Raw genomic sequence first — 14,414 nt, forward strand, 5'->3', positions numbered from 1 at the left:
CGATGCCGGCGCCACGCCCGGGACGTCCTCAGGATGCTGGATCCATGGGTTGCCCGAAGATCAGTATTGTCGTCCCCTTCTACAACGTGGAGCGATACCTCCGGCCCTGCCTGGACTCGCTCGCCCGGCAGACGCTGACCGACGTCGAGGTCGTCATGGTCGACGACGGCTCGCCCGACGGCAGCGCCGTCATCGCCAAGGAGTACGCCGCCCGCGACCCCCGCTTCCGCCTCATCCAGCAGGAGAACCAGGGGCTCGGGCCGGCGCGCAACGCCGGGGCGCGCCAGGCGCGCGGTCAGTACCTCGCCTTCGCCGACAGCGACGACCTCCTGCCGCCCCAGGCCTACGACCTGCTGGTCGGCTCGCTGGAGAGCACCGGCTCCGACCTGGCCTCCGGCGACGTGCGCACGTTCGGCACGACCGGCGTGCACCGCTCGTGGCTGCCACGCGGGCTGTTCCACGCCGACCGCCCCCGCACCCACGTGCGCAGGGACAACCGCCTGCTGTGGGACCGCTCGGCCTGGAACAAGGTGTTCCGCCGGACCTTCTGGGACGCCGGCGGCTTCGCCTTCCCGCCGGGCCTGTACGAGGACGTGCCGGTCACCATGCGCGCCCACGTCGCGGCCGGGACCGCCGACGTGGTCAGGGACGTCGTCTACTACTACCGTCAGCGCGACGGGGCCGGCGCGCCGTCCATCACCCAGCGCGACGGCGAACTGGCCAACCTGCGCAGCCGCGTCGGCGGCCTGCACGAGGTGGCCGGCTTCTTCGCCGCCGAGGCGCCCGAGCTGAAGAACGCCTTCGACCGGACCGTCCTCATCGGCGACGTCCGCCGGGTGATCGAGGCGCTGCCCGCCGCCTCGCCCGAGGACCGCGGCACCTTGCTGGACCTCGCCACCGGATACCTGAACCAGGTGGACGACGCCGCCATCGCCGAGCTCGGCCCCACCCACCGGCTGAAGTACTCGCTGGCCGCCGACGGCGACCTGGACGCGCTGCTCAGGGCGCTGGAGGCCGAGCGCCGCGCCAAGGAGCCCGCCGGCATCGTACGCCGGGGCCTGCTGCGCCGCCGCCTGCTCCACGACCTGCCCGAGGCCGGCGGACGGGTGCCCGAGCCGCTCCTGCGCGCCGAGCGCGACCTGTCACTGCGCGCCAAGGTCGACGCGGCCGCCTGGCACGGCGAGACCCTTCGCATCCGCGGCCACGCCTACATCGAGCGGCTGGAGATGGCCGAGCGCGACGGGCTGCGCGCGTGGCTGCAGGACACCCGCTCCGGCACCCGGGTCACGCTCAAGCTCACGCGCGAGCGGCGGCCCGACGTCACCGCCGCCTCCGGGCAGTCGCACGTCTGCCTCGACTGGGCGGGATTCACGGCCGAGGTGCCCGCCGGCGTACTGAAGACGGGGGAGCGCTGGGCTCCCGGCACGTGGGAGTTGCGCGTCGCCGTCACCGCCGGGGGACAGGCCAGGGAGGGCCTGGCCGGTCTGTCACCCGACGTCGCCGAGCGCCGCCCGGCCGCCCGCGCGGTGGGCGATCGCTGCTGGGTACGCCCGCTGTTCACCGAGGCGGGACGCTTCCAGATCCGGGTCCGCAAGCCGAAGGCGGTCGTCACCGCCTGCCGTACGGCCGAGGACGGGCTGCTCGTCGAAGGCTGGATCAGGCGCCTGGCCAGCGCGCAGCCGCCGGTCCTCGTGGCCACCAGGCGGCGCGACGGGGCCGAGGTGCGCCGCCCGGCCGCCTTCACCCCCGAGGACGACCGCCACCAGGCCTTCACCGTGACGATCCCCGCCGCCGAGTTCGCCGACCCGCCGAGGAGCCCGCTCGCCGACCCCATGTTGTGGGAGGGCGAGGACAGCCGCTGGAGCCTGTCCTTCGAGGCGGGCGAGGAACAACTCCCGCTCGCCGCCGACGACCTGCCGCCCGTCCGCGTGCGCGCCGGCGAGCAGGAAGCGGTCCTCACCCAGACCGGGTACGGCTCCGCCGACCTCGTCCTGCGCCCCCACCGCCCCGTCCTGGCCGAAGCCCACTGGACGGCCGCCGGCGAACTGGTCGTCACCGGACACCACTTCGGCGGTCCCACCGGGCTGCGGGCCGGCCGGCGGATCGAGGGCGACGCCCACCCGTTCGAGGTCACCTGGGACGAGGACCGCTTCCGCGCCGTGCTGAACCCGGCCGGGATGCTGCCCGGAGCCTGGGAACTCCTCGACGACCGCGGCGGCCCGGTCGTCACGGACGGGGCCGCGCCCCTGCCCGCCGTCCGGGTGCACGACGACCTGGAGTTCGCGCCGCGCTCGTCCGGCACCGGCGCGCTCCTGCTCAACGTCAGGCAGGCGCTCGCCGACGACGAACGCGGCCGGTACGCCCGCCGCCTCCTGGAGCAGGATGTCTACCCGGCGCTGCGCCGCGAGCCGGTGCGCGAGTGCGTCGTGTTCGACAGCTGGGAGGGCAAGCAGTGCTCCGACAGCCCGCGGGCCGTCTTCGAGGCGCTGGCCGGGAGCGGTCTCGACCTCGTCTGGGTGCGCAGGGAGGGACGCTTCGCCGTACCGGTGGGGGCGCGGTCCGTGGTGCGTAACAGCAGGGAGCACGTCGAGGCGCTGGCCACGGCCCGCTACATCGTGGCCAACAGCACGATGCCCGGCTGGTTCCGCAAACGGCCGGGACAGATCTACGCGCAGACCTGGCACGGGACGCCGCTCAAGCGCATCGGTTTCGACATGGACGCCGTGCTCAGCGCGGAGGGCGCCGCCTATCTGGAGCGCTTCGCCGCCGACGTGCGCCAGTGGGACCTGCTGGTCTCGCCCAACGCCTTCAGCACGCCCATCATGCGCAGGGCCTTCCGCTTCGAGGGCGAGGTCGTCGAGTCCGGCTACCCGCGCAACGACGCGCTGCTCTCGCCCGGCGCCGACGAGCGCGGCAGGGCGGTGCGCAGGGCGCTCGGCGTGCCCGACGGCAAGCGGGCCGTGCTCTACGCGCCGACCTGGCGCGACGACGAGCACGCGCACGGCCGCTACCGCTTCGACCTGCGCATCGACCTCGACCGGGCCAGGGCGGAGCTGGGCGCGGACACGGTGCTGCTGGTGCGCGGGCACAGCAACGTCACCGCCGGCATCCCGGCCGGCGACGGGTTCGTGGTGGACGTGACTCGCCACCCCGACGTCGCCGAGCTCTACCTGGCCGCCGACGCGCTGGTCACCGACTATTCCTCGGTGATGTTCGACTTCGCCGTCACCGGCAAGCCCATGGTCTTCTTCACCTACGACCTGGAGCGTTACCGGGACGAGCTGCGCGGGTTCTACTTCGACCTGGAAGCCGGTGCGCCGGGGCCGCTGGTGCGCGACTCCGAGGCGCTGATCGGGGCGCTGGCCGACCTCGACGGCGTCGCGGCCGGGTACGCGGCGGCGTACCGGGGCTTCCGTGAGCGGTTCTGCGAACTCGACGACGGCGGCGCGACGGCGCGCGTGGTGAGCCGGATCTTCGGCCGAGTCCTCCGGGATGGTCAAGAAGCGGCATGGACATTCTCCAGTAGTTCCAGAGAGTAATCGGTTCCCGACCCTGGGTCGCCATGCTGGAATCCATGAGGACCTATTCGCTCGATGACGTCTACGCGACACGCAAGCGGAGAGACTCCTGGTGGACCGTGTACTTCGTGGACCCGGTCGCCTGCCGGGTCGCGCTGATCGTCGCCAACCGCACGAGCGTCACACCCAACGCGCTCACGGTCTTCTCGCTGGTCCTCGGCCTGGTGTCGGCGGCCTGCTTCGCGGTTGACGAACTGGCCGCGGGGGCGGTCGTGTTCTACCTCAGCTTCATGATCGACTGCGTCGACGGGAAGATCGCCCGGCTGAAGGGCACGGGGACGCCGTTCGGCCTGTGGCTCGACTACGTGGGGGACCGGGTCCGGGTGGTGTTCTGCGCCACCGGGCTGGCCATCGGGCAGTACATGCTCACGCACAACGTCGAGTTCATCGTGCTGGGGGCGGCGGTGGCCGTCCTGGATCTGTTCAGGTACGTGAACGCGCCGCAGATGAAGCGAGTCCGTGAGGCGATCAGGGAGGGCATGCCGCCCAAGCCCACGGTTTCCGAGGAGGTTGTCGTCCGGCCCGCGCGCCACCCGTCGTTCATGCGCAGGCTCAACAAGTACCTGGCGCGCAGGCGGGTGCGCTCCCATCTCATCAGCGGAATCGAGTTCCACGCCGCCGTGTTCGTGGTCGCGCCCCTCATCGGAGCGGCGGCGCTCATCCCGGTCTCGGCAGCCGCCAGCGTGCTGCTGCTGGTCAACGAGATCTTCCTGGTGTATCGCATGTGGCTCTTCGCGCGGCGCTTCGCCGTCGTGTCCTCCCAGGAGAGCCGAGAGCACGTTCTCGTCTAAGTTTTCGGGGGTAACGAAGCTATGTCGGATCGGCCGATATTCGTCATCGGGTGTCCACGTTCAGGGACCACGATGCTGCAGCTCATGCTGCATTCGCACCCGCGGATCGCGGTGCCGCCGGAGACCCGCTTCCTGGTGCCGGCCTACTACCGGCGCCGCGTTTTCGGGGACCTGCGGGTCGCCTCGGCGCGGCAGGCGCTGGCGCAGTGGATCGCGACCGACAAGAACACCAAGTTCCGCGAGCTGAAGATCGACAAGGACGACTACGTCCGGGAGTCCGCCGACGGGCCCGGCTCGCTCGGCTCGGTCATCGGCACCGCCTTCCGCATGTACGCCGACCGGTTCGGCAAGGCCCGCTGGGGCGACAAGCGGCCCAGCTACGTCAAGCAGGTCGACCTGCTCCTGCGTCTCTTCCCCGACGCCCAGTTCGTCCACCTCATCAGGGACGGCCGCGACTGCGTGTCGTCGCTGAAGGAGATGCCCTGGTACACGCTGGACTCCTTCCACGCCATCTCCACCTGGGCCGAGGCCATGGACGCCGGGGTCAAGCTGCGCAAGTCGATGCCCGAGGACAGCTACTACGAGCTGCGCTACGAGGACCTCACCGAGGACCCCACCACCGAGATGAAGAAGCTCTGCCACTTCCTTGAGGAGGACTTCGACCAGGCGATGCTCTCGCCGCGCGAGGCCGCCCAGGTGGCGGTTCCCGTCCACAAGGTGTGGCACAGCAACACGCACGGCGAGGTCACCAAGTCCCGCGTGGGCAGTTGGTCCACGCGCCTGGAGGACTGGGAGATCGCGCTGTGCGAGCAGGTGCTCGGCGAGCGCCTGGAGTCCATGGGTTACGAGCTCAGCGGCACCGAGAAGGCGGCCAAGGAGCATGTGCTGGCCTTCCAGAAGACCATGCAGAAGCGCCGGGCCTCGCGCATGCGCAAGGGCATGCGCGACCGCATCAACCGCCTGCGCGAGCCCAGCCCGGTCGCCGCCCTGCTCACCTCGGGCCAGCGCGCCCTGGCCGGCATCCCACAGCAGCGCGCCGAAACCCCACTGACCGAACGCGTCTGACCTTCTCGCCGGTACGGCGGAGCCTCTCCGCCGTACCGGTCAGCCGATGGGCGCGATGTCGAGCTGCAACCAGTCGATGTCGAGAACGAACGGCGTCGTCATGCTCAGCGCCGGCCCGCCCATGTCGCGTTGCGTGACTTTGATCTTGCTGTAGTCAGTGCCGCCTACCAGAGCGTAGTGCTCTATGGAGACGGCACCCTGATCGTCGAACTGGACGATCAGGTAGTGCGGGATGCCCGCCTTCGCATACTCGGCCGCTTTGTGGACCCGGTCACGGACGATCGAGTGGCGTGACAGCACCTCGACAGCCACGATGACATCTTCCGCCCGGAGCCACTCGCCAGGTTCCAAACATGAGTGCACGACCGCATCCGGTCTCCTGAGATGGAGCGGGACGTCCCACAGGATGACCTCGATCTCCGTGTTCACGTCCACGCATGGCGCTTTCTCCGGCCGTGACAGCGAGTTGCGATGCTTCTCGATGCCGTTCTCCAGGGCCTCGGCCATTCGGCGTGCCGTCTTCTGGTGCCCGCGGCCTCGCTGCTCGCGCGCAACGGCAACGCCGTCGACCACCTCGATGTCCTGGCGAGTTTCCTCGTCCAAGGCCAGATAGGCGTCGAGCGTGTCCAGCTGTGCGGCGTAGCTTGGTCCAACACTCATCGGCAGCTCCCGCTCATGAACCTGGCGAAAGCTTAGCGTGCGATGTGGGCGAAGAGGGTTTCCCAGCCGTCCAGGATGGGGTCGAGGCGGAAGGCGGCGGCTCGGGTGCGGGCGGCGGCGCCCAGGCGGCGGCGTTCGTCCGGGGAGGACATGAGGTCGGACAGGGCGGCGGTGAATTTTCGCACGTCTCCCGCCGGGACCAGCTCTGGGCCGGTGGAACGGACGCCGCCGGAGACGTCGAAGGCCACCGACGGCACCCCGTGCGCGGCCGCCTCCAGCAGGACGACGGGCAGGCCCTCGTGCTCGCTGGTCAGGGCCAGGATGGCGGCGTTCATGTACTCGGCGGGCATCTGCGCGGCCGGGACCCTGCCGCGGAAGACGACGCGGCCGGCCACGCCCTCGCGTTCGGCGTGGGCGCGCAGGCGTGACTCCTCGGCGCCGTCGCCCAGCAGGTGGAGTTCCCACTCAGGGTGGCCGGTCCGGGCGAACGCGCTGATCAGGCGGTCGAAGCGCTTGACGCCCTCCAGGCGGCCCACGCCCAGGACCCTGGGGTTGGTCAGCGGAGAGGTACGCGCCGGCCAGGCGGCCAGCGGGTTGGGCAGGGACCAGGTGTTCGGCAGCAGCGCGTGCTCGGAGAACAGCCAGGCGTCGTCCTCGCTCAGGAAGACGGCCTGGTCGAGTTGGGGGTAGTGCCTGCGGATGGAACCCAGGTGCCAGGAGCCGCGGGCGTGCTCGTACGAGCCGTGGTACTGGCCGATCGGGCGCAGGCGGCGGGGCAGCATCGGGACCAGGCGGGTGACCACGCCGGGCGAGGTCAGCACGGCGAAGCCGGGCGTCATCGACTCGAGGACGGCGCGCAGCCGGCGGTCGGCGGCCCGGCGGGCCAGGCGGCCCTCGCCTCCCATGGGGCGCCGGCCGACGACGTGCTTGCGGTAGCGCGGCTCGGCCACGTAGCGGAAGGGCGTGGTCGAGCGGTGCAGGCCGATGACGTGCACGTCGTGGCCGCGCACCGCCAGGCCCTGCGCCAGCGTGTGGGTGACCTGCTGGATGCCGCCGAGCGTGTCGGCGTCCATGCACGCGAAGACGATGCTCACCGCGTCCCCCAGACCACGGACCGGTCGGTGACGGGCTGCTCCAGCGGCACCGCGAAGAAGTCCTGGACGACCCGGGCCGAGGCGTTGCCGCGCTCGTCGGCGCACCACAGCTCGCGGAAGGCCGCGTACTTCTCCGAGAACGACGTGTGTACGGCGGGCAGCGCCCGAAGGCAGGTGATGACGTCCTCGGTGCTGGTCAGGCAGGGCCCGGGGGCGATCGACGGCAGGTCGTGGTAGACGCCGCGCTCGGCCAGGCGGTATTGGTCCCAGTCGTCGATGTAGAACAACATCGGCCGGCCGGTCACCGCGTAGTCGCACATGACGGAGGAGTAGTCGGTCAGCAACGCGTCGGAGGCCAGCATCAGGTCGTTGATCTCCGGGTAGGAGCCGGCCGGGCGGACGAAGTGGCGTACGTGCTGGGGGACGTGGTAGCGCTCCACCGGGTGGGTGCGCAGGATCATCACCCAGTCGCCGGCCAGCTCCTCCGCCATCGCCTCCAGGTCGACGCGTACGGACTTGCCGCTGCTCTTGGCGGTGTCGCGGTAGGTCGGGGCGTAGAGCAGGATCTTCTTGTCAGGGGGTAGTTCGAGCTCCTCCCAGACGCGGGGCACCGGTTCGCCGCGGACCAGGGCGTCGCAGCGGGGCGTGCCGTACCGGAGGAGCGGGCCGGTGTGGCCGAGGGACGGGACGAAGACCCGCGTGAACTCGGCGCTCGGCGCGACCAGCGCGTCCCAGCGGGCGACGGCGGCCCGCCACTGGTCGCGCGGGCCGGCGAAGTCGGCGCGCAGGTCGGGCGCGTCGAAGCCGATCGACTTGATGCCCTGGCCGTGCCAGGTCTGCAGGTAGCGGGTGCCGCGCGGCTTGGGGTAGTCGAGGGGGAAGCCGTGGCTGTCCACCCAGATGCCCGCGCGGGCCATGATCCAGATGTAGCGCCAGCTCATCCGGCGGACCAGGCCGGCGTCCTCGGGGAAGTTCTTCCTGCCGCGGGCCACCGACCAGATCACCCCGATCGGCAGCTCCCGGCGGCGCAGTTCCTCGTAGATGGCGCGGGGGGAGCCGGTGTAGCCCTTGCCGCAGTCGGACTCGAAGAGCGCCAGGTCCTTACGCCGCGGCACGACCTTGATCAGCGCCTTGTAGACGCGCAGCTTCATGGCCTGGGTGCTCACCCGGGACAGGACCTCGCGTTTGATCTTGCCGGCCAGCCTGCGACGGACCGACGGGGCGGTGACGCGCAGGAAGGCGGACGAGCCCGCGGCCTGGACGGTGTAGCCGTTGAGCGGGATCGGCTTCATGTTCGGGTCGACCAGCAGCCGGTCGGTGGTGACGTGGCCGTCGCGCTCGCGGGTGAAGCCGATGCGCGGCTCGCCCTTGCCCTCGGGGGTGAAGACGATCTCGCTGACGTAGCCGTCGCCGCTGGGATGCGGGTGGATGGGGAAGCGGTGCCCGCCGTAGGTCAGGAAGGCGCTCCATTCGGTGGGCAGCGCGCCGAAAGGGTCGTAGGTGTGGACGGTCATCGCGACCCTGCCGGCGTCCGCGGCGATCTCGGTGACCTCGTGGCGCAGCCGCGCGGCGCTGAAGGGCAGTTCGGCCAGGCGCAGGCGGGTGATGTCCATGCCGGGGGTGAGCGTGGTGCCCCAGTAGGTGCGGCCCTCGTGCCGGATCGCGGCGCGCGGCGGCGCGGCGGCGCCGGTGAGCGAGCGGACCGCGACCCGCAGGTCGTCGATGCGGTCGTCGAGGATCAGGTGGCAGCAGACCCTGGCCATCGGCTCGATCCGGTCGATGACCTCGTGCGGGATCGTCGCCAGGTAGGGGCGGACGACCGCGGCGAACTCCTTGACCCACACCAGGTCGCGGGCGGGCAGCGGGTTGAGGTAGACGCGCAGGTCCTGGCGCAGGAAGCGGTGCTGGCGCTCGGGGAGCAGGTCTTCGCGCCCGTGGTCGCGCAGGATCTTGTCGCTGCGCTGGGCGGCGATCATGCGGTGCCGTACGTTGTCCATCTCCTTGATGCTCAGGGAGATGGAGGTGTGTTCCGCCGCGCGGTGCCAGTGGTAGATCACCCAGGGGACGACCGCGAAGCGTCGCGAGGTCGCGTAGAGCTCGGTGGCGAAGACGTGGTCCTCGTAGTGGATGTCCTCGGGGAAGCGCAGCGCGTTGCGGCGCAGGAACGTGACGTCGTAGAGCTTGTTGGTGCTGAAGGAGTCGAGGAACAGCTCGGGGTCCTCGGCGATGCCGTTCACGATCCGGCGGCGGGCGAACAGGCTCGGGTAGTAGCGCTCCAGCCGCCCGCTGGGCTCGTAGTAGCGGGAGATCTGGCCGGAGACGAAGTCGGTTCCGGTGCGTTCGATCTCGGTCAGCAGGCTTTTGCAGGCGTGCCTGGGCAGCTCGTCGTCGCTGTCCAGAAACATGATGTACGGGGCGGACGCGGCGTCGATGCCGTCGTTGCGCGGCGCTCCGCAGCCACCGCTGTTGCGCTCGCGCCGCAGGTAGCGGACTCGGGGGTCGGACCGTTCCAAGGCGTCCATGGCCCGCGCCGTCCCGTCGGTGCTGGCGTCGTCGACGACGATCACCTCGATGTCGCGCAGGGTCTGCCTGAGTACGGAGCGCACGGCCCTGGGCACCCGCTCGGCATCGTTGAAGGTGATGATGACAACGGTGCAGTCCGGCATGCCCATCTCCCCCGAGAAGTCGAACACTCGGGTTCAGGCATTCCCCCTCTTCGGGTGATGTGTCCGGACTTGATGGTGTTTTTACCGCTGATCTCGCCTTAACTACCGCAAAAAACGCCTGATCAGCCAGATGATCAGCGCCACCAGCGCGACCCCGCCCACGAGCGGCGCCACCCGCTTCAGCAGCGGCGCGCCCGCGACCTCCAGAAGGTCCAGCGCCTCCTCGTCGGCCGTGCGCGAGGTGCGCAGCGTCCCGCTCGGGTGCGCGTCCGCGACCGCCGCAGGGTCGGGGACCGCGCTCAGGTGCCGCTCCTCGTCATCGTGCGCCGCGCTCCCCGGTACGGCTGCCGCCTCCACCCCCGGCTCGGCCAGCAGTTCCGCCAGGTTGGCCGCGAACCGGTCGATCAGCTTCGCCCCGACCTCGGCCATCACGCCCTTGCCGAACTGCGCCGGCCGCCCCGTCACGTTGAACGTCGTCTCCACGCTCACCGCGCTCGACGTGCCGGCCGGGGTCAGCTTGGCCACGACCGTGGCGGAGGCGGTGCCCGAGCCCCTGGCCTCCTTGCCCGACGCCTTGAGCGTGAGCGTGTGGGCGTCCTTGTCGACGTCCTCGAAGCGGGCGGTGCCCCGGTAGGTCACGGTGATCGGGCCGACCTTCACCTTCATCCTGCCGGTGAACTCGTCGCCCTCCACGAGGTCGAGCGCCGCGCCGGGCAGGCAGGGCGCCACCCGTTCGACGTCGAGAAGCACCGCCCAAGCCTGCTCCACCGGGACCGGAACCGTGAACTCGTGCTCGAACCGCATCGCCATCGACGCCTCCTGTTTGCGACATTACGCCGGAAAGGGGGCACCCCGGAAGGGGCGCCCCCGACGGGCCTACGGAGTTCCCGCCGCCGTCCTGACCGCGCGGTGGGTCAGGACCCTGGCCAGGTGCCGGCGGTAGTCCGGCTGCGCGTGCAGGTCGGCCGGCGGCGCGGTGTCGGCCGACGCCTCCTCGCAGGCCTGCCGTACGGCCTCGCCGAGTTCCACGCCCTGCAGGGCGCTCTCCGCCGCGCGGGCACGCAGCGGGGTCGCGCCCATGTTGCTCAGGCCGATCCTGGCCTCCTGGATCGAGCCGTTGGAGCGCCGCACGGCCACGGCCACCCCGACGATCGCCCACGCCTGCACCGTGCGGCGGAACTTCTCGTAGTGGAAGCCCCACTCGCCGCCCAGCTTGGGGATCTTGACGCCGACCAGGATCTCGCCGGCCTCCAGCGTCGTCTCCAGGTAGTCGGCGAAGAAGTCGGCGGCGGGGATCTCTCGCTCGCCCCGCGCCGACCTGGCCACCAGGACCCCGTCCAGCGCCAGGACCACCGCGGGCAGGTCGCCCGCCGGGTCGGCGTGGGCCAGGGAACCGCCGAAGGTGCCGCGGTGCCGTACCGCGGGATCGGCGACCGTGGCGGCGGCCAGCGCCACCAGCGGGCAGCCCGCGCGGACCACGGGCGAGCGCAGGACCTCGTCGTGCGTCGCGAGCGCGCCGATGAAGACGTGGTCGCCGCGGTCGTGCACGCCCGTGAGGCCGGGCAGGCGGCCGATGTCCACCAGCGTGGTCGGGTAGGCCAGGCGCAGGCGCAGCAGCGGCAGCAGCGACTGCCCGCCGGCCAGCACCTTCGCCTCGTCGTCCGCGGCCAGCGCCTGGCAGGCCTCCTCCAGCGTCGCCGGGCGCAGGTAGTCGAACTGCGCGGGGATCATGACAGTGCCCTCCAGATTCGCTCGGGCGTACAGGGCATCTGGACGTCGTGGACACCCCGCGGGCGCAGCGCGTCCACGATGGCGTTGACGACGGCCGGCGTGGAGGCGATCGTGCCGGCCTCGCCGACGCCCTTCACGCCGAGCGGGTTGGACGTGGCCGGCGTCTCCGTGCGGTCGGTGACGAACGCCGGCAGGTCCGCCGCCGACGGCACCAGGTAGTCGGCCATCGTCGAGGTCAGCAGGTTGCCCTCGGCGTCGTAGACGGCCTCCTCGTACAGCGCCTGCGCCACGCCCTGCGCGATGCCGCCGTGCACCTGGCCCTCGACGATCAGCGGGTTGACCACCTTGCCGACGTCGTCCACGGCCACGTAGGAGCGGATCTTCGTCATGCCGGTCTCGGTGTCCACCTCGACCGCGCACAGGTGGGTGCCGTGCGGGAAGGAGAAGTTGTCCGGGTCCACGGTGGCGTCCGCGTCCAGCCTCGCCTCCACGCCGTCGGGCAGGTCGTGGGCGGCGAAGGTGGCCAGCGACAGCTCCTGGATGGTCTTGCCGCTCTCCGTGCCGCGCACCCTGAACGTGCCCTCGCTGAACTCGACGTCGTCGGGCGCGCACTCCAGCACGTGCGCCGCGATCTTCCTGGCCTTCTCCTTGACCTTCTCGCACGCCGCCAGCACGGCCATGCCGCCGACGACCAGCGAGCGCGAGCCGTAGGTGTCCATGCCCTTGTGGGAGATCGCGGTGTCGCCGTGAATGACCGAGACGTCCTCGAACGGCACGCCGAGCGCGTCGGCCACGATCTGGCTCCACGCGGTCTCATGGCCCTGCCCGTGCGGTGACGAGCCGGTGACCACCTCGACCTTGCCCGTGGGCAGCATGCGCACCGAGCCGTGCTCCCAGCCTCCGGCCCCGTACGACAGGCTGCCGAGCACCCGGCTGGGCGCCAGGCCGCACATCTCCGTGTACGTCGAGACCCCGATCCCCAACTGCACCGGATCGCCCCGGTCACGCCGATCGCCCTGTTCGGCCCGCAGCTTGTCGTAGCCGAACAGCGCCAGCGCCTTGTCCGTGGCCGCCTCGTAGTTGCCCGAGTCGTAGGTCAGCCCGGCCACCGTGGTGTACGGGAACTCCTCGTGCCTGATCCAGTTGCGCCTGCGCACCTCGATCGGGTCCAGGTTGAGCTCGGCGGCCAGTTCGTCCATGACCCGCTCGATGGCGTACGTGGCCTCCGGCCGTCCCGCGCCCCGGTAGGCGTCGGTCGGCATCTTCGTGGTGAAGACGCCGGTGCAGTTGAAGTCGTAGGCGTCCATCTTGTAGATGCCGTTGAACATGAACGCGCCCAGGATCGGCACGCCCGGCGTCACCAGCATCAGGTAGGCGCCCATGTCGGCCAGCAGTTCCACCCGCAGCCCGCGGATGCGGCCGTCGGCCTCGGCGGCCAGCGTGACGTGCTGGATCTGGTCGCGGCCGTGGTGCGCGGTCAGGTTGCCCTCCGAACGCGACTCCGTCCACTTGACCGGCCTGCCGGTCTTCCTCGTCAGCAGCAGGCAGAGCACCTCTTCCGCGGTGACCTGGAGCTTCGAGCCGAACCCGCCGCCGACGTCGGGGGCGACCACACGCAGCCTGTGCTCGGGGATGCCGGTCGTCAGCGCCAGCATCAGCCGCAGGATGTGCGGGATCTGGGTCGCGCTCCACAGCGTGAAGTTCTCCCCGTCCGTGGAGGCCATGACCGCCCGCGGCTCCATCGCGGTCGGAATGAGCCGCTGCTGGATGTAGGTGCGGTCGATCAGGACCGGCGCGTCCCGCAGCGCCGCGTCCACGTCGCCCTGGGCCAGGCGCCAGGTGAACGCCTGGTTGCCCGCCTCGTGCACCTTCGGGCCGCCCTCGGCCAGCGCGTCGTTCATGTCGAGCACCGGCGGCAGCGGCTCGTAGTCGACCTCGATCGCGTCCAGGGCGTCGGCCGCCTTGTAGCGGTCGGTCGCCACCACGCAGGCGACCGCCTCGCCCACGTAGCGCACCTCCGTCAGGGCCATCGGCGGATGGTCGGGGATGACGATGTCCTCGCTGACCGGCCACGCGCACGGCAGGCTGCCCTGCTCCTGCGCGAAGTCCGCGCCGGCGTAGGCGGCGATCACGCCCGGCAGGCCGCGGGCCGCGGACACGTCGACCCTGGTGATCCGCGCGTGCGCCATCGGGCTGCGCAGGAACGCCACATAGGCCATCCCGGGCAGCTGCATGTTGTCGGTCCACTGCGTACGGCCGGTGAGCAGGCGCGCGTCCTCCTTGCGCCGCCTGGCCGTGCCTACCTCGGTCATGGCGTCTTCACCGCCATGTCCTGCGCGCCCCGCCGTACCGCCTTGACGATGTTGCAGTAACCGGTGCACCGGCAGAGGTTGCCCTCCAGGCCGTGCCTGATGGACTCCTCCGACGGCTCCGGGTCGTCGCGCAGCATGTCGATGGCGGCCATGACCATGCCGGGCGTGCAGTAACCGCACTGCAGGGCGTGTTCCTCGTGGAAGGCGCGCTGCATGGGGTGCAGCGTGCCGTTGGCGGCCAGGCCCTCGATGGTGGTGATCGCGGACCCGTCGGCCTGGACCGCGAGCACGGAGCAGCTCTTGACGGACTTGCCGTCCAGCAGCACCGTGCAGGCGCCGCAGTTGCTGGTGTCGCAGCCGATCGGGGTCCCGGTCTTGCCTAGCCGGTCTCTCAGCAGATGGACGAGAAGGAGCCGCGGCTCGACTTCCTCCTCGTACGCGATTTCGTCGACGGTGACGGTGATACGGGGCATACGTCCTCCCTCTCAGGGGGGCAAGGCGGACACTCGCCAACGTA

Annotated in this window: 10 protein-coding genes; 3 read left to right on the plus strand and 7 right to left on the minus strand. The window is 71.0% G+C overall.

The window, feature by feature from the left end:
- Positions 1-44 precede the first annotated feature (44 nt).
- From ACFWYW_RS27190 to ACFWYW_RS27200, 3 genes are read left to right on the plus strand one after another with little or no spacing between them, the layout of a single operon-like run.
- Complete coding sequence (locus tag ACFWYW_RS27190) at positions 45-3,539, plus strand: CDP-glycerol glycerophosphotransferase family protein (RefSeq protein WP_379641092.1); 3,495 nt, start codon at positions 45-47, stop codon at positions 3,537-3,539.
- Between the two features lie 35 nt (positions 3,540-3,574).
- On the plus strand, positions 3,575-4,369 hold the full coding sequence (locus ACFWYW_RS27195; RefSeq protein ID WP_379625134.1) for a CDP-alcohol phosphatidyltransferase family protein: 795 nt from the start codon (positions 3,575-3,577) through the stop codon (positions 4,367-4,369).
- A gap of 21 nt (positions 4,370-4,390) precedes the next feature.
- A complete protein-coding gene (locus tag ACFWYW_RS27200; protein WP_379625132.1) occupies positions 4,391-5,434 on the plus strand; it encodes a sulfotransferase family protein in 1,044 nt (347 codons plus the stop codon).
- A gap of 39 nt (positions 5,435-5,473) precedes the next feature.
- Here the strand turns inward: ACFWYW_RS27200 and ACFWYW_RS27205 are convergent, their stop codons facing one another.
- The 7 genes from ACFWYW_RS27205 to ACFWYW_RS27235 form a co-directional block, all read right to left on the minus strand.
- On the minus strand, positions 5,474-6,094 hold the full coding sequence (locus ACFWYW_RS27205; RefSeq protein WP_379625130.1) for a Uma2 family endonuclease: 621 nt from the start codon (positions 6,092-6,094) through the stop codon (positions 5,474-5,476).
- A gap of 32 nt (positions 6,095-6,126) precedes the next feature.
- Entirely contained in the window at positions 6,127-7,188 is a 1,062-nt protein-coding gene (locus ACFWYW_RS27210; protein ID WP_379625128.1) for a glycosyltransferase, read from the minus strand.
- Positions 7,185-9,854 carry a CDP-glycerol glycerophosphotransferase family protein gene (locus tag ACFWYW_RS27215; protein WP_379625126.1) on the minus strand — a complete coding sequence of 890 codons (2,670 nt, stop codon included), beginning with the start codon at positions 9,852-9,854 and terminating at the stop codon, positions 7,185-7,187. Before ACFWYW_RS27215 ends, ACFWYW_RS27210 begins: the two co-directional genes overlap by 4 nt.
- A gap of 102 nt (positions 9,855-9,956) precedes the next feature.
- Positions 9,957-10,664: an SRPBCC family protein gene (locus ACFWYW_RS27220; protein ID WP_379625124.1), complete on the minus strand. Its 708-nt coding sequence runs from the start codon at positions 10,662-10,664 to the stop codon at positions 9,957-9,959.
- A gap of 66 nt (positions 10,665-10,730) precedes the next feature.
- Entirely contained in the window at positions 10,731-11,585 is an 855-nt protein-coding gene (locus ACFWYW_RS27225; protein ID WP_379625122.1) for an FAD binding domain-containing protein, read from the minus strand.
- Positions 11,582-13,897 carry a xanthine dehydrogenase family protein molybdopterin-binding subunit gene (locus ACFWYW_RS27230; protein ID WP_379625120.1) on the minus strand — a complete coding sequence of 772 codons (2,316 nt, stop codon included), beginning with the start codon at positions 13,895-13,897 and terminating at the stop codon, positions 11,582-11,584. The genes ACFWYW_RS27225 and ACFWYW_RS27230 overlap by 4 nt, the downstream gene beginning before the upstream one ends.
- Positions 13,894-14,370, minus strand: coding sequence for a (2Fe-2S)-binding protein (locus ACFWYW_RS27235; protein ID WP_379625118.1), 477 nt, complete (start codon positions 14,368-14,370; stop codon positions 13,894-13,896). The genes ACFWYW_RS27230 and ACFWYW_RS27235 overlap by 4 nt, the downstream gene beginning before the upstream one ends.
- Positions 14,371-14,414: the final 44 nt, after the last annotated feature.

Origin of the sequence: Nonomuraea sp. NPDC059023 (assembly GCF_042740095.1) — a bacterium.
Taxonomy (GTDB): Bacteria; Actinomycetota; Actinomycetes; order Streptosporangiales; family Streptosporangiaceae; genus Nonomuraea.

Bases quoted from the DNA above. Each gene is read 5' to 3' on its own strand.
- ACFWYW_RS27200 (WP_379625132.1), top strand. From the start codon at position 4,391: ATGTCGGATCGGCCGATATTCGTCATCGGGTGTCCACGTTCAGGGACC.
- ACFWYW_RS27225 (WP_379625122.1), bottom strand. From the start codon at position 11,585: ATGATCCCCGCGCAGTTCGACTACCTGCGCCCGGCGACGCTGGAGGAG.
- ACFWYW_RS27230 (WP_379625120.1), bottom strand. From the start codon at position 13,897: ATGACCGAGGTAGGCACGGCCAGGCGGCGCAAGGAGGACGCGCGCCTG.
- ACFWYW_RS27235 (WP_379625118.1), bottom strand. From the start codon at position 14,370: ATGCCCCGTATCACCGTCACCGTCGACGAAATCGCGTACGAGGAGGAA.
- ACFWYW_RS27215 (WP_379625126.1), bottom strand. From the start codon at position 9,854: ATGCCGGACTGCACCGTTGTCATCATCACCTTCAACGATGCCGAGCGG.
- ACFWYW_RS27190 (WP_379641092.1), top strand. From the start codon at position 45: ATGGGTTGCCCGAAGATCAGTATTGTCGTCCCCTTCTACAACGTGGAG.
- ACFWYW_RS27195 (WP_379625134.1), top strand. From the start codon at position 3,575: ATGAGGACCTATTCGCTCGATGACGTCTACGCGACACGCAAGCGGAGA.
- ACFWYW_RS27205 (WP_379625130.1), bottom strand. From the start codon at position 6,094: ATGAGTGTTGGACCAAGCTACGCCGCACAGCTGGACACGCTCGACGCC.
- ACFWYW_RS27220 (WP_379625124.1), bottom strand. From the start codon at position 10,664: ATGGCGATGCGGTTCGAGCACGAGTTCACGGTTCCGGTCCCGGTGGAG.